Source organism: Pseudomonas sp. GL_117 (assembly GCF_057835125.1).
Genome location: NZ_CM174418.1, coordinates 3,557,909 through 3,577,218, shown reverse-complemented (window position 1 = coordinate 3,577,218; position 19,310 = coordinate 3,557,909). Strand labels below are relative to the sequence as shown.

The 19,310-nt window shown below is 63.5% G+C and carries 15 protein-coding genes; 12 read left to right on the top strand and 3 right to left on the bottom strand.

The features are described from left to right. Positions 1 to 33: 33 nt before the first annotated feature. The 4 genes from AC3ISR_RS16040 to AC3ISR_RS16025 are packed head-to-tail and all read left to right on the top strand — an operon-like array spanning position 34 to position 3,580. Entirely contained in the window at positions 34 to 1,299 is a 1,266-nt protein-coding gene (locus AC3ISR_RS16040; RefSeq protein WP_226457829.1) for a nitrous oxide reductase family maturation protein NosD, read from the top strand. Beyond that, positions 1,299 to 2,207 (top strand): ABC transporter ATP-binding protein, encoded by a 909-nt coding sequence (locus AC3ISR_RS16035; RefSeq protein WP_463984862.1) that lies wholly within the window; start codon positions 1,299 to 1,301, stop codon positions 2,205 to 2,207. Before AC3ISR_RS16040 ends, AC3ISR_RS16035 begins: the two co-directional genes overlap by 1 nt. After that, a complete protein-coding gene (locus tag AC3ISR_RS16030) occupies positions 2,204 to 3,034 on the top strand; it encodes an ABC transporter permease (protein WP_463984861.1) in 831 nt (276 codons plus the stop codon). Before AC3ISR_RS16035 ends, AC3ISR_RS16030 begins: the two co-directional genes overlap by 4 nt. A 30-nt stretch (positions 3,035 to 3,064) precedes the next feature. Beyond that, a complete protein-coding gene (locus tag AC3ISR_RS16025) occupies positions 3,065 to 3,580 on the top strand; it encodes a nitrous oxide reductase accessory protein NosL (protein WP_192300741.1) in 516 nt (171 codons plus the stop codon). Position 3,581: 1 nt separating this feature from the next. Here AC3ISR_RS16025 and AC3ISR_RS16020 read toward each other — a convergent pair whose 3' ends face one another. From AC3ISR_RS16020 to AC3ISR_RS16010, 3 genes are all read right to left on the bottom strand, one after another. Further along, complete coding sequence (locus tag AC3ISR_RS16020) at positions 3,582 to 4,262, bottom strand: Crp/Fnr family transcriptional regulator (protein ID WP_192300740.1); 681 nt, start codon at positions 4,260 to 4,262, stop codon at positions 3,582 to 3,584. Positions 4,263 to 5,106: 844 nt separating this feature from the next. Then, positions 5,107 to 5,754, bottom strand: coding sequence for a two-component system response regulator NarL (narL, locus tag AC3ISR_RS16015; protein WP_192300739.1), 648 nt, complete (start codon positions 5,752 to 5,754; stop codon positions 5,107 to 5,109). After that, a complete protein-coding gene (locus tag AC3ISR_RS16010) occupies positions 5,751 to 7,553 on the bottom strand; it encodes a HAMP domain-containing protein (protein WP_192300738.1) in 1,803 nt (600 codons plus the stop codon). Before AC3ISR_RS16010 ends, narL begins: the two co-directional genes overlap by 4 nt. A 310-nt stretch (positions 7,554 to 7,863) precedes the next feature. Between AC3ISR_RS16010 and AC3ISR_RS16005 the strand changes: the two genes are divergently transcribed. The 8 genes from AC3ISR_RS16005 to moaA are packed head-to-tail and all read left to right on the top strand — an operon-like array spanning position 7,864 to position 19,206. Beyond that, on the top strand, positions 7,864 to 9,114 hold the full coding sequence (locus AC3ISR_RS16005; RefSeq protein WP_226457781.1) for an MFS transporter: 1,251 nt from the start codon (positions 7,864 to 7,866) through the stop codon (positions 9,112 to 9,114). 2 nt (positions 9,115 to 9,116) lie between these two features. Beyond that, positions 9,117 to 10,514 carry a NarK family nitrate/nitrite MFS transporter gene (locus tag AC3ISR_RS16000; RefSeq protein WP_192300736.1) on the top strand — a complete coding sequence of 466 codons (1,398 nt, stop codon included), beginning with the start codon at positions 9,117 to 9,119 and terminating at the stop codon, positions 10,512 to 10,514. Between the two features lie 57 nt (positions 10,515 to 10,571). Then, positions 10,572 to 14,345: a nitrate reductase subunit alpha gene (locus AC3ISR_RS15995; RefSeq protein WP_463984970.1), complete on the top strand. Its 3,774-nt coding sequence runs from the start codon at positions 10,572 to 10,574 to the stop codon at positions 14,343 to 14,345. 1 nt (position 14,346) lies between these two features. Beyond that, entirely contained in the window at positions 14,347 to 15,885 is a 1,539-nt protein-coding gene (gene narH / locus AC3ISR_RS15990; protein WP_192300734.1) for a nitrate reductase subunit beta, read from the top strand. A 3-nt stretch (positions 15,886 to 15,888) separates the two neighbouring features. Next, positions 15,889 to 16,644: a nitrate reductase molybdenum cofactor assembly chaperone gene (gene narJ, locus AC3ISR_RS15985; protein ID WP_463984971.1), complete on the top strand. Its 756-nt coding sequence runs from the start codon at positions 15,889 to 15,891 to the stop codon at positions 16,642 to 16,644. Beyond that, positions 16,637 to 17,317 (top strand): respiratory nitrate reductase subunit gamma, encoded by a 681-nt coding sequence (gene narI / locus AC3ISR_RS15980; RefSeq protein ID WP_192300732.1) that lies wholly within the window; start codon positions 16,637 to 16,639, stop codon positions 17,315 to 17,317. The genes narJ and narI overlap by 8 nt, the downstream gene beginning before the upstream one ends. Before the next feature lie 10 nt (positions 17,318 to 17,327). Beyond that, positions 17,328 to 18,218 carry a peptidylprolyl isomerase gene (locus tag AC3ISR_RS15975; protein WP_463984972.1) on the top strand — a complete coding sequence of 297 codons (891 nt, stop codon included), beginning with the start codon at positions 17,328 to 17,330 and terminating at the stop codon, positions 18,216 to 18,218. Between the two features lies 1 nt (position 18,219). Further along, entirely contained in the window at positions 18,220 to 19,206 is a 987-nt protein-coding gene (moaA, locus tag AC3ISR_RS15970; RefSeq protein WP_192300730.1) for a GTP 3',8-cyclase MoaA, read from the top strand. Positions 19,207 to 19,310 lie beyond the last annotated feature (104 nt).

Genomic DNA, 19,310 nt, shown 5'->3' with positions numbered 1-19,310 from the left:
CACCGGGTCGTCTTTCATTCATGGGGTATCGCCGTGGCTCGATCACTTCTCGTCTTGCTGGCGCTGGGATTGTTTTCGGCCCAGGCGGCCGCCGCTGTGCGGCCACTCACCGACTTGCCGCTGCAACCCGACGGCGAACAGCACTGGCGCCTGCCCGCCGGCGAATACCGTGGCTCGTTCAGCATCGACCAGCCGATGCAACTCACCTGCGCCCCCGACGCCATCTTCCAGGCCGAAGGACAGGGCAACGGCCTGATCATCAGCGCCCCAGACGTCAGCGTGCAGGGCTGCACTTTCCTCGACTGGGGCCGCGACCTCACCGCGATGAACGCCGCGGTTTTCATCCAGCCCCAGGCCCAGCGCACACAACTGCGCGGCAACTACCTGCAAGGTCCAGGCTTTGGCATCTGGGTCGACGGCACCGCCGACGTGAGCCTGATCGACAACCGCATCCAGGGCGACCCGCTGCTGCGTTCCCAGGACCGAGGCAACGGCATCCACTTGTACGCGGTGCACGGTGCTCGGGTCATTGGCAACCAGGTGCGCGAGGCCCGCGACGGTATTTACATCGACACCTCCAACGGCAACCTGCTGCAAGGCAACACCCTCGAAGACCTGCGTTATGGCATCCACTACATGTTCGCCAACGACAACCAGGTACTTGGCAATACCACCCGCCGCACCCGCACCGGCTATGCGCTGATGCAAAGCCGCAAGCTCACGGTGATCGGCAACCGCTCCGAGCAGGACCAGAACTACGGGATCCTGATGAACTACATCACCTATTCCACCTTGCAGGACAACCTCGTCAGCGACGTGCGCGACGGTTCCACCGGCGACAGCATGATCACCGGCGGCGAAGGCAAGGCGCTGTTTATCTACAACTCGCTGTTCAACCGCATCGAACACAACCGCTTCGAGCGCAGCGCCGTGGGCATTCACCTCACGGCTGGCTCGGAAGACAACCGCATCGCCGGCAACGCCTTTATCGGCAACCGCCGCCAGGTCAAGTACGTGGCCACACGCTTGCAGGAGTGGTCGGCCGACGGCCGTGGCAATTTCTGGAGCGACTACCTGGGCTGGGACCGCAACGGCGATGGCCTCGGCGATGTGGTCTACGAGCCCAACGACAACGTCGACCGCCTGCTGTGGTTGTACCCCCAGGTGCGCCTGTTGATGAACAGTCCTGGCATCGAGCTGCTGCGTTGGGTGCAACGTGCGTTTCCGGTGATGAAGTCGCCCGGGGTGATGGACAGCCACCCCTTGATGCAAGCCCCCAACCACAAGGAACCTGCATGATGAACGTCGTCGAGATCGAAGGCGTCACCCAGCGTTATGGGCGCACGGCGGTGCTGCACGATTTGAACCTGAGCCTGGCTCCCGGCGAAGTGCTGGGCCTGTTCGGGCATAACGGTGCGGGCAAGACCACGGCGATGAAACTGGTGCTGGGCTTATTGCAGCCCAGCGCGGGGCAGGTGCGGGTCTTCGGCCATGCGCCGAGCGATCCCCGGGTGCGGCGCATGCTCGGCTATCTGCCGGAAAACGTGACCTTCTATGCGCAGTTGAGCGGCCTCGAAACCTTACGTCATTTCGCGCGGCTCAAGGGCGCGCCGCTGCATCAGGTCGACCGCCTGCTGCACGACGTCGGCCTGGGCGCAGCGGCCGAGCGGCGGGTCAAGACCTATTCCAAAGGCATGCGCCAGCGCCTTGGGCTGGCCCAGGCGCTGCTGGGTGAACCCCGCCTGTTGCTGCTCGACGAACCCACCGTCGGCCTTGATCCGGTCGCCACCCAGGACCTGTACGGTTTGCTCGACCGCCTGCGCGAGGGCGGTACCAGCATCATCCTGTGCTCCCACGTGTTGCCGGGCGTGGAGGCGCATATCAACCGCGCCGCGATCCTCACCCAAGGCCGTCTGCTCGCACTGGGCAGTCTCGCGCAACTGCGTGCCGAGGCCGGGTTGCCGACGCTGATCCGCAGCCGTGGCCTGCAACGCCCGGACATGTTGCAACAGCGCTGGAGCGCCGCCGGGCATGTCACCCAGACCTGGGGCCCAGGCGGCCTGCAAGTGGCGGCGCACGCGAACGACAAGATGGACCTGCTGCGCCAGTTGCTGGTGCTGGACAGCCCCAGCGACGTGGAGCTTTTGCCGCCGTCCCTGGAGGACATCTATCGCCACTACCTCAACAGCGGGGAGGTCGCCTTATGAACGCAGTCTGGAACCTGGCCCGCAAAGAGTTTGGCGACGGCCTGCGCAACCGCTGGTTGTTGGCGATCAGCCTGTTGTTCGCAGTATTGGCCATCGGTATCGCCTGGCTTGGCGCGGCCGCCGCCGGGCAATTGGGCTTCACGTCGATCCCGGCGACCATCGCCAGCCTGGCCAGCCTGGCGACTTTCCTGATGCCGCTGATCGCGTTGTTGCTGGCCTACGACGCCATTGTCGGCGAAGACGAAAGCGGCACCTTGTTGCTGCTGCTCACTTACCCGCTGGGACGCGGGCAGATCCTGTTGGGCAAGTTTGTCGGGCATGGGCTGATCCTGGCCCTGGCCACCGTGATCGGCTTTGGTTGCGCGATGTTCGCCATTGCGCTGTTGGTGGATGACGTTGAACTGGGCCTGCTGCTCTGGGCGTTCGGCCGCTTCATGCTGACCTCGACATTGCTGGGCTGGGGTTTTCTCGGCCTGGCCTACGCGCTGAGCAGCCTCTGCGCAGAAAAATCCACCGCCGCCGGCCTGGCGCTGGGGGTGTGGTTCTTCTTTGTGCTGGTGTTCGACCTCGGTTTGCTCGCCTTGCTGGTGCTGAGCAAAGGTCAATTCAACCCTCATGGCTTGCCGTGGTTGCTGCTGTTCAACCCCACCGATGTGTATCGGCTGATCAACCTCGCGGGCTTCGATACGGGGACTGCATCGGTCGGGGTCATGGCCCTGGGCAGCGACCTCGATGTGCCGGCGCCAGTGTTATGGGCATGCCTGCTGGCGTGGGTCGGCATACCGCTGGCACTGGCCTATGGCTTGTTCAAACGGCGCGCGGCCTGAAGAATTCTTATGACTGCTGGAGTCACGTTTATGGGTGTAAAAACACGGGTAATGGTGGCGCTGTTGGCCGGCCTTTTGCTGGCGGCGTGCGACAAGGCGCCAGAGTCGAGCTTCACCGATGCGCCGGTGGCGTTTCATCCCAATGATGAGTGTCATGTGTGCGGCATGGTCATCAGCGAATTCCCCGGGCCCAAGGGCCAGGTGGTGGAGCGCGACGGGGTGAAGAAGTTCTGCTCCACCGCCGAAATGCTCGGCTGGTGGTTGCAGCCGGAAAACCATCACGACACGGCCAAGCTGTATGTGCATGACATGGGGCGCAGCCACTGGGATGCACCGGATGACACGCAGCTGATCGATGCGCGCACGGCGTTTTATGTGATCGGCACCGGGCTCAAGGGCGCGATGGGGGTGGTGCTGGCGTCGTTCGCCGATGAGGCCAAGGCGCAAAAGGTCGCGGCGGATACGGGTGGGCGCGTGCTGCGGTTTGCCGAAATTGACCTGGCGCTGTTGCAGCAACCGGCAGGCATGGCCCACAGCGGGCACTGAGTCAGCCTGCCTGGTAGCCCATCAGCTGTTCTTCGCACAGGATCCGGATGGTGCGCCGCTGCACCTCGATCAAGCCACTTTCGACCAGCCGGTGCAGGATTCTTGAAAAGGTCTCCGGCTGGATCCCCAGCTTCGACGCCACCAGGCGCTTGGGAACTTGCAGCACCACCTCGCCGCTGACGGCATTGCGCTCCTGGAACAGGAAATTGATCACTCGGCGACTGGCGTTGGCCAGGGTCAGGGTGTCGATGTCTTGCAAGCGCTGGTGCAGGTGGATGCTCATGCTGCCGAGGATCGCCAGGCAGATCTGCGGCTGGTCCTCCAGGGCTCGGCGGTAGTGCTGGCCTTCGATACTGACCAACACGCTGTCTTTAAGCGCCGTGGCGCTGACCGGGTAGGCCTTGGCTTGGGTGAACAGCAGCGCCTCGGCAAAGGTCTGGCCGGGTTGGATGACTTCCACCAGGTGCTCCTGGCCTTCGCCCGTGACGCGGTGCAGCTTGATCTGGCCGCTGACCAGCAGGAAGAAACGCTCGGCGGGGTCGCCCTGATGCACGAGCGGCGCGTGGCCGGGCAGGCGCTTGAGGTTGGCCAGGGTGCAGACGTCCTGGAAGGTTTTTTCCGGCAGCCGGCTGAACAGGTGGTGTCGGCGCAGGGTCAGTACGATTTGGGGGTGGGTGAGCATGGGTTGGGGCCTCCGCGGGTGGTCAGGGTAGGGCGCCTTGGGGGAATGCGGCTATGCCTCTGAAGGAGTACCTCTGGAGCTTGAGTCCATATCCGTTGCTGCGGTCACCCATCACCTCTACCAACAGTGCCGCCGCCTTCGCAGCCTCGCTAAAGCTCGACAGCTCCCACAGGGGATTGGCGGTGTGAGAGGGATCTCCAGCCAAGCACTGACAACCCAGCAACACCAATCACCTGTGGGAGCGGGCTTGCCCGCGAAAGCGGTGGTTCAGCCAACATCTCCACCAGCAGTGCCGCCGCCTTCGCAGCCTCGCTAAGGCTCGACAGCTCCCACAGGAGATTGGCAGTGTCTGGGCGATCTCCAGCCAAACACTGACAGACCAGCAACCCCAATCAAATGTGGGAGCGGGCTTGCCCGCGAAAGCGGTGGTTCAGCCAACATCTCCACCAGCAGTGCCACCGCCTTCGCAGCCTCGCTAAAGCTCGACAGCTCCCACAGGGGATTGGCGGTGTGAGAGGGATCTCCAGCCGAACACTGACAGACCAGCAACCCCAATCAAATGTGGGAGCGGGCTTGCCCGCGAAAGCGGTGGTTCAGCCAACATCTCCACCAGCAGTGCCGCCGCCTTCGCAGCCTCGCTAGGGCTCGACAGCTCCCACAGGGGATTGGCGGTGTGAGAGGGATCTCCAGCCGAGCGCTGACATCCCAGCAACACAGCTCAAATGTGGGAGCGGGCTTGCCCGCGAAAGCGGTGGTTCAGCCAACATCTCCACCAGCAGTGCCACCGCCTTCGCAGCCTCGCTAAGGCTCGACAGCTCCCACAGGAGATTGGCAGTGCCTGGGTTCACCCCACCTGGCGCAAATGCTCCATCGCCCAAACCGCCGCCTCCACCCGTGACCTCAACCCCAGCTTGTGCAGCAGATTCTTCACATGCACCTTCACCGTCCCCTCGGTAATCCCCAACTTATGCCCGATCACTTTGTTGCTGTAGCCACTGGCAATCGTCCTCAGCACCTGCCGCTCGCGATCAGTCAATTCCACCGCCGCGTGCGGCTGCGGCGAGCGCAGTGCCTGGGCCAGTACGCGGGTCAAGCCGGGGCTGATCACCAGGGCGCCATGCAGGGCGTCGCGGATGAATTCCACCACCAGCTCCGGTTCCATGTCCTTGAGCAGATAGCCATTGGCATCCAGGCGCAGGGCATCGCGGATGTCGTCTTCGGCGTCGGACACGGTAAACAGCAGCACCTTGCCCGCGTAGTCCATGGCGCGCAGGCGGCGCAGGGTTTCCAGGCCGTTCATGTGCGGCATGTTGTTGTCCAGCAGCACCAGGTCCGGTTGCAGGGCGTCGATCTGGTCGAGGGCTTCCTGGCCGTTGCCGGCTTCACCGACGACGTGCAGGTCGTCTTCCAGTTCGAGGATCTGGCGCATGCCGTGGCGCATCATCGGGTGGTCGTCGACCAGCAGGATACGGTGGCGAGTGGACGTGTTCATGGGGCGGTGCCTTGTAGAGAGTGGCCGAGAAATTCCGGCTGGAAACGCAGTTGCACCCGTGTGCCCTGGGGCTCGCGGGGCTGGATGTCGAGGTGGCCGTGCAGGCTGCGGGCGCGTTCGTCCATGATGGTCAGGCCGTGGTGTTCACGGGTGTCGACGGCGCCGCAGAAACCCCGGCCATCGTCTTCGATGCTCAGGCTGACGGTCTCGCCGACCTGGCGCAGTTGCAGCCAGGCGTTCTGCGCATGGGCGTGCCGCAGGCAGTTGGACAGGGCTTCGCGGGTGATCTGCAACATGTGGATCTGTTCGCTGGCTGAAAGCTGGAAGGCCAGCGCGTCCACATGCAGGTGCACCTGGAACTCGCCGCGTCGGGAGAACTCCTCGGCGGTGTCTTGCAGCTCTTGTACCAGCCCGGCGTCGTGGATTTGCAGGCGGAACGTGGTGAGCAATTCGCGCAACTGGCGATAGGCGTTGTTGAGCCCGTCGCGCAGTTCGGCGGTGACGTTGGCCAGGGTCTCGACCGATTCGCCACGGCGGATCAGGGTCTGCATGCGGCTGACTTGCAGCTTCATGTAGGACAGCGCCTGGGCCAGGGAGTCGTGCAGTTCGCGGGCGATGATGGTGCGCTCATCCAGTAGCAACAGGCGGTGGTCCTGCTCGCGCTGGCGCTTGAGGGACAACGAGGTGCCGATCAGGTTGGCCAGGGCCTGGATCAGTTGTTTCTCCCAATCCTGGGGCGCATGGCCGTCGAGGAAGTGTGCCTTGAGTTCGCCGAGTTCGGCGCCCTGGTTGCTGATGCTGAACACCTGCGGCGGCGCGACGTGGTGGCGTTCGCAGGTGGCGCAATCGCCGATCGCGCAGATGTTGCGGCTCTGTTCGCCGTGCAGGGCGAGCATCTGCTGCGCCGGGGCGAGGAAGTGGCCTTGCAGGCACAGCGACAGGCGCAGGCCCGGCAGGCGTTTCTGGAAGCGCCGGATCAGTTCGTCCAGGCCCTCGGCGTTGGCCAGCCGCGTGGCCAGGCTGCGGCTGCTCTGGTACAGCAGTTCGAGGGCGGCGTTGGCTTGTTGCAGGTTGAGGGTCTTGCGCTGCACCTGGCTTTCCAGGGTGCGGTGGGAGGCTTCGATGGTTTCGGCCATGGCGTTGAAGCTCAGGGCCAGTTGGCCGAGTTCGTCTTCGGAGCGGTGGTTGACCCGGGTCTTGTAGTCGCCATCGCGAAAGCGCCGGGTCGCGTGCACCAGCTCTTGCAAGGGCGTGACCACGCCGTACTGCAATTCGTACAAGCCCAGCAGCAGGATGATCAAGGTGCTGAACAGCGCCAGCCCCTGGATCGCCTGTTGCCAGCCTTGCTTGTGCTCGCTCTGTTGCTGCAACAGCGCGACGAAGTGGTTCAGTTGCTCGACAAACGCCGGCGCACGCGCCTGGAACAGCGCCGCATCACCGCCCATCACCGCCGGGCGCAGTTCCTCGTTCCAGCGTTGCTGGATCTGCTGGTAACTCTGCTGCAGTGCGCTGTTGGGGCCGTCTTCGAGCACCGCCTTGAGCGATTGGCTTTCGAGGCGCCGTTGCAGGCTCTGGCTGACCTCGGCGATTTCGTCCGGCCGCGCCCCAGCGGCGAGTTTCCAGCTGAGGTGGTAGGTCTCCATGCGCACTGAGCCGGCGGTGTTGACCGCCGCCGCATCGCCCTGGCTGAACCAGGCGATCAGCCCGGCGCTGAGGGAACTGGCAAGGGCCAGGATCGCAATCAGGATCACCGCCAGCCCGGCCCGGGCGGGCAGGGAGCTGCGCAGCCAGTCAAGCATGACGGCGGATCTGGAGGGGGCGGGAACGGGACATGGGCGCACCTGGAACGGGAAAGGGGGTCGAATGTGGCCTTCCCTGGCGCACTACCTCTAAAGAATTGCCGGCGAACCCTCCCACGGATAAAAGCCGGCACAAGAGAGCAATCCATTGATAAATAAAGGCTTTCTCTTGTTTTGCTGACTACCTCCTTGGAGGTAGACGGGGTCAGCATAGCCCCATACCCACCCGGCCCACGTTGATCTGGGTCAAGTTCTGCGGGGGTGTCGCCCCTAACCTGCGCTCATGGAATCACTTTCTGGAGCGCATACCGTGACTCAACCCCGTATAAGACAAGGCCTGGTGCTGGGCATGAGCACCCTGGCCTTCACCGTCTGCTTTATGGTGTGGATGATGTTCGCCGTGCTCGGCGTGCCCATCAAGGAGCTGCTGCAACTCAACGAAACCCAGTTCGGCCTGCTGGCCGCCACGCCGGTGTTGACCGGTTCCCTGGTGCGCTTGCCGCTGGGGCTGCTCACCGACCGCTTCGGCGGGCGCATCGTGTTCTTCCTGCTGATGCTCGCCTGCGTGCTGCCGCTGTACCTGATCACCTACGCCACCGCCTACTGGCAGTTCCTGGTGCTTGGCCTGTTTGTCGGCCTGGCCGGCGGCTCGTTTTCGGTGGGCATTGCGTACGTCGCCAAGTGGTTCGATAAAGACAACCAGGGCTTTGCCATGGGCGTGTTCGGTGCCGGCAACGCGGGAGCGGCGGTGACCAAGTTTCTCGCCCCGGCGCTGATCGCCCTCGGCACCTGGCACCTGGTGCCCAAGGTGTTCAGTGCAATCCTGTTTATCACCGCACTGTTGTTCTGGTTCCTCACCAGCGAAAACAAGACCCACCGCAGCGCCGGTGGCGCGACCCTGCGCCAGCAGTTGCTGTGCCTGAAAGACCCGGCCGTGTGGCGCTACTGCCAGTACTACTCGATTGTGTTCGGTGGTTACGTCGCGCTGGCGCTGTGGGTGACCAAGTACTACGTGCAGGAATACGGCTTCAGCCTGCAAAGCGCAGCGCTGCTGGCCGCGTGTTTCTCCCTGCCCGGCGGTGTGCTGCGCGCAGTGGGCGGCTGGATGTCTGATCGCTGGGGCGCGCAGAGCGTGACCTGGTGGGTGCTGTGGGTGAGCTGGATCTGCCTGTTCCTGCTCAGCTACCCGCAGACCCAACTGCAAGTGATGACCGTCAATGGCCCCCTGGATTTCCATATCGGCCTCAGCCCCACCTTGTTCACCGTGCTGCTGTTTGTGATGGGCATCGCTTTCGCATTCGGCAAGGCCTCGGTCTTCAAGTACATCGCCAATGACTACCCGCAAAACATGGGCGCGGTGTCCGGCATCGTCGGCCTGGCCGGTGGCCTGGGCGGGTTTGTGCTGCCGATCATGTTTGGCGCCCTGGTGGACCTCACCGGCGTGCGCTCGTCCTGCTTCATGTTGATGTACGGCGTGGTCTGGGTATCCCTGACCTGGATGTACCTCAGCGAAATTCGCAAACAGCCGTTGCTCGGCAAACAAGCGCTCCAAGGAGAATGATCATGTCCATCGCGCAAAAGCCCGAATCGGGCCCGGTGATCCACGACTGGCGCCCCGAAGACCCGGCGTTCTGGGGCGCCAGCGGCAAGAAAACCGCGACCCGCAACCTGTGGATCTCGATCCCCGCGCTGTTGCTGGCGTTTGCGGTGTGGATGGTGTGGAGCACGGTGATCGTGCGCCTCAACGCCATCGGGTTCAGTTTCACCACCGACCAGCTGTTCTGGTTGGCGGCATTGCCGGGCCTGTCCGGTGCTACCTTGCGCGTGTTCTATTCGTTCATGGTGCCGATCTTCGGCGGGCGCCGCTGGACCGCCCTGAGCACCGCGTCCTTGCTGCTGCCGTCGCTGTGGATGGGCTTTGCGGTGCAAGACCCGGGCACGCCCTACAGCGTGTTTGTGCTGATCGCCTTGCTCTGTGGTTTTGGCGGCGGCAACTTCGCCTCCAGCATGTCCAACATCAGTTTTTTCTACCCCAAGGCCCAGCAGGGCACCGCCCTCGGCTTGAACGCTGGCCTGGGTAACCTGGGGGTGTCGGTGATGCAGTTCTGCGTGCCGCTGGTGATCACCTTCGCCGCATTCGGGGCACTCGGCGGCCAGCCGCAGACCCTGGCCGATGGCAGCCAACTATGGTTGCAGAATGCCGGTTTCATCTGGGTGCCGTTTATCCTCACCGTCACCGTGGCGGCGTGGTTCGGCATGAATGACCTGTCCAGCGCCCGTGCTTCGTTCAGCGACCAGGCGGTGATCTTCAAGCGCAAGCACAACTGGCTGATGTGCTGGTTGTACCTGGCGACCTTTGGTTCGTTCATCGGCTTCTCGGCGGCATTCCCGCTGCTGATCAAGACCTCCTTCCCGGACGTGGTCGCCCTCAAGTTCGCCTTTCTCGGCCCGCTGGTGGGCGCGCTGGTACGCCCATTGGGCGGCTGGCTGGCAGACAAGTTGGGCGGGGCGCGGGTGACCCTGTGGAACTTCGTGCTGATGATCGTGATGGTGTTCGGCGTGCTGCACTTCCTGCCGCAGAACGGTGAGGCGGGCAGCTTCTACGGCTTCCTCGGCATGTTCATGCTGCTGTTCATCACCACCGGCATCGGCAACGGCTCCACCTTCCGCATGATCCCGGTGATCTTCCGCACCGTTCACGAGAAGGCCAGCGCCGGCAAACCCGCTGCGGTGCGTGAACAGGCCCTGAAGGATGCCGGCAAGGAGTCTGCTGCGGTGCTGGGGTTCAGCTCGGCCATGGGCGCGTTCGGCGCGTTCTTCATCCCCAAATCCTTCGGCTCGTCCATGGCCGCCACCGGCAGCCCGGCGATGGCCTTCTACATGTTTGTCGGTTTCTACCTGAGCTGCATCGTCGTGACCTGGTGGTGGTACGCCCGCAAAGGCTGCGCCACACCCTGCTGATCGACCACGAATTCGCGGGGCAACGCACCCCACGGCACGCCTGATGAGGAAAGCATCATGAGTCACTTACTGGATCAATTGCGGTTCTTCAACCGCAAGCAAGACGAGTTCTCCAACGGCCACGGCGAGACCCGCAAAGAGTCCCGCGACTGGGAAAACGTCTACCGTTCGCGCTGGCAGTACGACAAGATCGTGCGTTCCACCCACGGGGTGAACTGCACCGGTTCCTGCTCGTGGAAGATCTACGTGAAGAACGGCCTGATCACCTGGGAAACCCAGCAGACCGACTACCCGCGTACCCGCAACGACCTGCCCAACCACGAGCCCCGTGGTTGCCCGCGCGGCGCGAGCTACAGCTGGTACATCTACAGCGCCAACCGCCTCAAGTACCCGAAGATCCGCAAGCCGCTGCTCAAGCTGTGGCGTGAAGCGCGCCTGACCCTGGCGCCAGTGGAAGCCTGGGCAAGCATTGTCGAGGACAAGGCCAAGGCCGAGTCGTACAAGAGCAAGCGCGGCATGGGCGGGTTTATCCGCTCCAACTGGGAGGAGGTGAACGAGATCATCGCCGCCTCCAACGTCTACACCATCAAGCAATATGGGCCGGACCGCATCGTCGGGTTCTCGCCGATCCCGGCCATGTCCATGGTCAGCTACGCGGCGGGCTCCCGTTACCTGTCGCTGCTGGGCGGCGTGTGCCTGAGTTTCTACGACTGGTACTGCGACCTGCCGCCCGCCTCGCCGATGGTGTGGGGCGAGCAGACCGACGTGCCGGAGTCGGCCGACTGGTACAACTCCAACTACATCATCGCCTGGGGTTCCAACGTCCCGCAGACCCGTACCCCCGACGCGCATTTCTTCACCGAGGTGCGTTACAAGGGCACCAAGACCGTGGCCATCACCCCCGACTATTCGGAAGTGGCCAAGCTCACCGACCTGTGGCTCAACCCCAAGCAGGGCACCGACGCCGCGTTGGCCCAGGCCTTCAACCATGTGATCTTCAAGGAATTTCACCTGGACCACCCGAGCGCCTATTTCACCGACTACGCCAAGCGCTACACCGACTTGCCGGTGCTGGTGATGCTCAAACCCATGAGCGGCTTCGCCCCCGGCGCAGGTTTCCAGCCGGACCGCTTCCTGCGCGCCTCGGACCTGATCGACAACCTCGGCCAGGACAACAACCCGGAATGGAAAACCATCGCCCTCGACGAGAGCGGCGCGCTGGTATCGCCACAAGGCTCTATCGGCTACCGCTGGGGCGAGAAGGGCAAGTGGAACATCCTCGCCAAAGAGGGCGGTGAAGGCCGCGCGATTGACCTGAAACTCAGTCTGATCGGTGGCGACGTCGCCGAAGTGGCCTTCCCGTATTTTGCCGGTGAAGCCCACGAGCACTTCCAGCACGTGGCCGGTGAGGCCGTGCAGTTCCGCCGCGTGCCGGTGCACAGCGTGGTGCTGGCCGATGGCAGCGTGGCCAAGGTTGCCAGTGTGTTCGACCTGTCCGCCGCCAACCTGGCCATCGACCGTGGCCTGGGCGGCAGCAACGTGGCCAGGGACTACGACGACGCCAGCGTGCCCGGCACCCCGGCCTGGCAGGAGGCGATCACCGGCGTCAGCCGCGAGAAGGCGATCCAGATCGCCCGCGAGTTCGCCGACAACGCCGACAAGACCCGTGGACGCTCGATGATCATCGTCGGCGCGGCGATGAACCACTGGTACCACATGGACATGAACTACCGTGGCCTGATCAACATGCTCATGCTCTGCGGGTGCGTCGGTCAGAGCGGTGGCGGCTGGGCGCACTACGTCGGCCAGGAAAAACTGCGCCCGCAATGCGGCTGGCTGCCCCTTGCCTTTGGCCTGGACTGGAACCGTCCGCCACGCCAGATGAACGGCACCAGTTTCTTCTACGGCCACAGCTCGCAGTGGCGCCACGAAAAAATGAACATGCACGACGTGCTCTCGCCCCTGGCAGACAAGGCGCAGTTCCCCACCCACGCCCTGGATTACAACATCCGCGCCGAACGCGCCGGCTGGCTGCCCAGCGCGCCGCAACTCAATACCAACCCACTGCACATCTGCCGTGATGCGGCGGCGGCGGGCATGGCGCCCAAGGACTACGTGGTCAAGGCCTGGCAGGACGGCACCTTGCGCTTCGCCTGCGAACAACCGGACAGCCCGGTGAACTTCCCGCGCAACATGTTCATCTGGCGTTCCAACCTGCTCGGTTCGTCGGGCAAGGGCCACGAGTACATGCTCAAGTACCTGCTGGGCACCAAGAACGGCGTGATGAACGAAGACATCGGTTTTGGCGGCGAGAGCAAGCCCACCGAAGCCGAATGGGTCGACGACGGCGCCATTGGCAAGCTGGATCTGGTGACCACCCTGGACTTCCGCATGTCGTCCACCTGCGTGTATTCCGACATCGTCCTGCCGACCGCCACCTGGTACGAAAAAGACGACATGAACACCTCGGACATGCACCCGTTTATCCACCCCTTGTCGGCGGCGATCGACCCGGCATGGGAGTCGCGCTCCGACTGGGAAATCTACAAGGGCATCGCCAAGACGTTCTCGGCCATGGCGGTCGGGCACCTGGGTGTCGAGCAGGACCTGGTCACCGTGCCGCTGATGCATGACAGCGTTGGCGAACTGGCTCAGCCATTCGGTGGCACCGACTGGAAAAGCGCCGGTGTGGCGCCCGAGCCCGGCAAGAACGCGCCGAACATGGCGGTGGTGGAGCGTGACTACCCGAACATCTACAAGAAATTCACCTCCCTCGGCCCGTTGCTGGAAAAACTCGGCAACGGCGGCAAGGGCATCAACTGGAATACCGATGACGAGGTCGAGTTCCTTGGTGAGCTGAATCATCACGAAGGCGAGGCGGGCATCAGCCAGGGGCGGCCGAAGATCGACACGGCCATTGATGCGGCCGAGGTCATCCTGTCCCTGGCCCCGGAAACCAATGGTCACGTGGCAGTCAAGGCGTGGGCGGCGCTGTCGGAATTCACCGGCATCGACCACAGCCACCTGGCATTGCCCAAGGCCCACGAGGCGATCCGCTTCCGCGACATCCAGGCGCAGCCGCGCAAGATCATTTCCAGCCCCACCTGGTCGGGCCTGGAAGACGATCACGTGAGCTACAACGCCGGTTACACCAACGTCCATGAAAACATCCCATGGCGCACCATCACCGGCCGCCAGCAGTTCTACCAGGACCACCCGTGGATGCAGGCCTTCGGCGAACAACTGATGAGCTACCGGCCGCCGGTCAACACCCGCACCATCGAAGGGGTGAAGGGCAAGCGCAGCAATGGCGAGCCGGAGATCGTGCTGAACTGGATCACCCCGCACCAGAAGTGGGGCATCCATAGCACCTACAGCGACAACCTGCTGATGCTCACCCTGAGCCGTGGCGGGCCGATTGTGTGGCTCTCGGAGATCGACGCGAAACGCGCCGGCATCGAGGACAACGACTGGATCGAATGCTTCAACGTCAATGGCGCACTGACCGCCCGCGCGGTGGTCAGCCAGCGCGTCAAGGAGGGCATGGTGATGATGTACCACGCCCAGGAACGCATCGTGAACGTGCCGGGCTCGGAAACCACCAAGACCCGTGGCGGCCACCACAACTCGGTGACCCGCGTGGTGCTCAAGCCGACCCACATGATCGGCGGCTATGCCCAGCAGGCCTACGGTTTCAACTATTACGGCACGGTCGGTTGCAACCGCGACGAGTTTGTCGTGGTGCGCAAGATGGCCAAGGTCGACTGGCTCGATGGCTCCCATGGCGATGACCTGCCACGCCCATTGCCGACTGACATCGAGGAGAACTGAGATGAAAATCCGCTCACAAATCGGCATGGTCCTCAACCTGGACAAATGCATCGGCTGCCACACTTGCTCGATCACCTGCAAAAACGTCTGGACCAGCCGCGAAGGCATGGAATACGCGTGGTTCAACAACGTCGAATCCAAGCCCGGCATCGGCTACCCCAAGGAGTGGGAAAACCAGGACAAGTGGAAGGGCGGCTGGCAGCGCAACGCCAACGGCACGATCAACCCGCGCATCGGCGGCAAGTTCCGCGTGCTCGCGAACATCTTCGCCAACCCTGACCTGCCGGGCCTGGACGACTACTACGAGCCGTTCGATTTTGACTACCAGCACCTGCACACTGCACCGCTGGGCGAACACCAACCCACTGCACGCCCACGTTCGGTGGTGTCGGGCAAGCGCATGCAGAAAATCGAGTGGGGCCCGAACTGGGAGGAAATCCTCGGCACCGAATTCGCCAAGCGTCGCAAGGACAAGAACTTCGACCAGATCCAGGCCGACATCTACGGTGAGTACGAAAACACCTTCATGATGTACCTGCCGCGCCTGTGCGAGCACTGCCTCAACCCGGCGTGCGCGGCATCGTGCCCCAGCGGCGCGATCTACAAGCGCGAAGAAGACGGCATCGTGCTGATCGACCAGGAAAAATGCCGTGGCTGGCGCATGTGCATCAGCGGCTGCCCGTACAAGAAAATCTACTTCAACTGGAAGAGCGGCAAGTCCGAGAAGTGCATCTTCTGCTACCCGCGCATCGAGGCCGGCATGCCGACGGTGTGCGCCGAAACCTGCGTCGGTCGCATTCGCTACCTCGGCGTGTTGCTGTATGACGCCGACCGCATCAGCGAAGTGGCGAGCACCGCCAGCGAGCAGGATCTGTACGAGAAACAGCTGGAAATTTTCCTCGACCCCAACGACCCGGCGGTGATCCGCCAGGCCCTGGCCGATGGCGTGCCACAGTCGGTGATCGACTCGGCGCAGCGCTCGCCGGTGTACAAAATGGCCGTGGACTGGAAACTCGCGCTGCCGCTGCACCCCGAATACCGCACCTTGCCGATGGTCTGGTACGTGCCGCCACTTTCGCCCATCCAGAACGCAGCGGCCGCTGGCACCGTGGGCATGAACGGGGTGATCCCGGATGTCGACAGCCTGCGCATCCCCCTGCGCTACCTGGCCAACATGCTCACGGCGGGCGATGAAAAACCGGTCAAGCGCGCGCTGAAACGCTTGCTGGCGATGCGTGCGTTCAAGCGTTCCCAGCAAGTCGACGGCGTGCAGGATCTGCAAGTGCTCGAAGACGTTGGCCTGACGGTGCCTCAGGTGGAGGAGATGTATCGCTACCTGGCCATCGCCAACTACGAGGACCGGTTTGTGGTGCCGAGTGCGCACCGCGAAGACGCCATGAGCGACGCGTTCGCCGAGCGTTCCGGTTGTGGTTTCAGCTTTGGCAGCGGCTGCAGCGGCAGTTCCGACACCAATATGTTCGGCGCCAAGAAGGCCAACCGCCGCGACGTGTTGAAAACCGTCCAGATCTGGGAGGACTGAGCCATGCGCATTCTTAAAGTGATTTCGCTGCTGCTGGACTATCCCACCGAGCGCCTGGTGAGCGGCCGCGATGAATTGGAGCAGGCGATCATCGAGTCGCGGGAAATCAGCCCCAAGCAACGCGGTGCGCTGTTCGAGCTGCTGGAACTGATCTGCGCCAACGACCTGATGGATGGCCAGGAACACTACGGCGCGCTGTTTGGCCGTGGGCGTTCGTTGTCGCTGCTGTTGTTCGAGCACGTGCATGGCGAGTCCCGCGACCGTGGCCAGGCCATGGTCGACATGATGGCTCAGTACGAGGCCGCCGGGTTTGCCATCGGCGTCAAGGAGCTGCCGGACTACATCCCGCTGTACCTGGAGTTCTTGTCGACCCGCGAAGACATCGAGGCCCGCGAGGGCCTGGCGGATGTGGCGCATCTGTTGGCCTTGCTCGGCGCACGTCTGGAGGAGCGCGAAAGCGCCTATGCCAGTTGCTTTCGCGCGTTGTTGCAGATCGCCGGCGCCGAGCCGCACCAGGCCGTGGCCGAGGTGCGTGCCCAGGTCGCCGCCGAGCCGCGTGACGACTCCCTCGAGGCCCTCGACAAGGTGTGGGAAGAGGAGGCCGTGGACTTTATGCAGGCCGAACAGCAGGACCGTTGCAGTTCGATGCCGAGCGCACCGGGCAAGGCCCGCGAGGAAAGTGCGGTGCCGTTGCACTGGGTGGATTTTCAGCAGCAAGGGCCGGCCGCCGTGCCGGCCGGGGAGGTGGGTAATGTCTAAGTGGAATTTGCTGGTATTCGGGATCTATCCCTATGTCGCCCTGGCGATCTGCCTGTTGGGCAGTTGGGCGCGGTTCGACCTGTCGCAGTACACCTGGAAGGCCGGTTCCAGCCAGATGCTGAGCAACCGTGGCATGCGTGTGGCGAGCAACCTGTTCCATGTCGGCGTGCTGTTTGTGCTGGCCGGGCATTTTGTCGGCCTGCTCACCCCGGCGTCGGTGTATCACCACGTGATCAGCACCGAACACAAGCAACTGCTGGCGATGGTCTCCGGTGGGTTTTTCGGCCTGCTGTGCCTGGTGGGCCTGTTGATGCTGGTCAAGCGGCGCCTGGGTGATCCACGGGTGCGGGCGACGTCGAGTGCGTCGGACATCCTGATCCTGCTGGTGCTGCTCGCGCAGTTGCTGCTGGGCTTGCTGACCATCGTCGCCTCCACTGGCCATATGGACGGCTCGGTGATGGTGATGCTCGCCGACTGGGCGCAGAACGTGGTGCTGCTGCGGCCGGTGGAAGCGGCGGCGTCGATTGCGCCGGTGTCGCTGATCTACAAGGCCCACGTGGCACTGGGCCTGACCTTGTTCGTGCTGTTCCCGTTTACCCGCTTGGTGCACGTGGTCAGCGCACCGATCTGGTACCTGGGACGGCGTTATCAAATCGTACGGCAGAAGGCGTGAGGAGACGGTCATGACAACAGGATGCGGATGTGGCGGGGGTTGTGGGTCGTCGGCGCCAGCGCCGGAACCTCAAGTGGAGGTGGTGCCAGCGGCACCTGAATTGATCGCCAGCAGTGAACAGGAATGGCCGATCATCAGCGTCAACGGTGTGCCCATCGCGCCCGAGGCGATGGCCCTGGAGTTGCAATACCACCCGGCCGAGAGCCGTGAATCGGCGGTGTACCTGGCCGCCCGGGCGTTGGTGATCCGCGAGCTGTTGCAGCAGCGCATTGCCGAACTCGGCCTGGCCATGGACATCGGCCCCGGCGAGAACGAAGAGGAAGCGGCTACGCGTTTGCTGCTGGAGCGTGAAATCAGCGTGCCGCAGTGTGATGAGGCGACCTGCCTGCATTACTTCGAAAGCAATCGCGGGCGCTTCCACAGCGCGCCGTTGCTGGCGGTGCGGCACATCCTGCTCGAATGCGCGCCGGACGATGCCGAAGCGCGGCAGCTGGCCCATGTACAGGCCGAAATCCTGCTGCTGAGCCTGACCCAGGAGCCTGGCAGTTTTGCCGAGTTGGCCCTCAAGTACTCGGCGTGCCCGTCCAAGGCTCAGGGCGGTTCGTTGGGCCAGATCAGCAAGGGCCAGACCGTGCCGGAACTGGAGCGGCAACTGTTCACGCTGGCCCCGGGGCTGGCCGAAAAACCCCTGGAAAGCCGCTACGGCTGGCACGTGATCAGCATCGACCAGCGCGTCGAAGGCCAGCCGTTGCCCTATGAAGCGGTGGCCGGCGCGATCCGCACCCAGTTGCAGCAGGGCGTGTGGCAGAAGGCGCTGGTGCAGTACCTGCAAACCCTGATTGGCGCGGCGGACATCCGTGGCCTCGCCTTGCAGGGCGCCGACTCGCCGTTGGTGCAGTGATATGAGCCTGGTGGATGGGCTCGGCCGTTCGATTGACTACCTGCGCCTGTCGGTGACCGACCGTTGTGATTTTCGCTGTGTGTACTGCATGGCGAAAACCATGACCTTTCTGCCACGCCAGCAGGTGCTGAGCCTGGAAGAACTGCAACGCCTGGCCGCGCTGTTTGTGGGGCAGGGCGTGCGCAAGATCCGCCTCACCGGCGGTGAGCCGCTGATCCGGCCGGGCATTGTCGAGCTGTGTCGCAACATCGCTGCGCTGCCCGGGTTGCGCGAGCTGGTGATGACCAGCAACGGCTCGCAGCTGGTGCGGTTGGCGCGGCCGTTGGCGGCGGCGGGGGTCAAGCGCATGAATATCAGCCTCGACAGCCTTGATCCCGAGCGGTTTCGCGCGATCACGCGCAACGGTGATTTGCACCAGGTGCTGGGCGGCATCGAGGCGGCCAGCGTGGCGGGGTTCGAGCGGGTCAAGCTCAACTGCGTGGTAATGAAGGGGCGCAACTTCGACGAGGTGCCGGCGTTGGTGCGTTATGCGATCGAGCAGGGTATCGACATCAGCTTCATCGAGGAAATGCCCCTGGGCGATGTGGGCCGTTCGCGGGGCGAGACGTTTTGCCCCAGTGACGAGGTGCGCGCCGTGATCGCCCGGGAATATGAGCTGCTCGACAGCGCCGAGAGCAGCGGCGGCCCGGCGCGCTATGTGCGTCTGGCACGGCATCCGGGCACGCGCATCGGGTTTATCTCGCCGAACTCGCACAACTTTTGCGGCAGTTGCAACCGGGTACGCATGACGGTGGAGGGGCGTTTGTTGTTGTGCCTGGGGCAGGAGGATGCGTTGGATCTGCGTGGGTTGCTCAGGCGCTATCCACTGGACGATCAACCGCTGATCGAGGCGTTGCACAAGGCGTTGCGGGGTAAGCCGTTGCGCCATGATTTCACCGGGGCGGGGGAGGTGCAGGTGGTGCGGTTTATGAATATGAGTGGGGGGTGATTGGCCTTGTGTACATAGCCGTTTTTTCGGTAACGGCCACCGATGGTTCCGCTCTTACAGCGGGTCACTTTCCGGCCAGCGTGTTTGACGGGGCAAGTAAGATC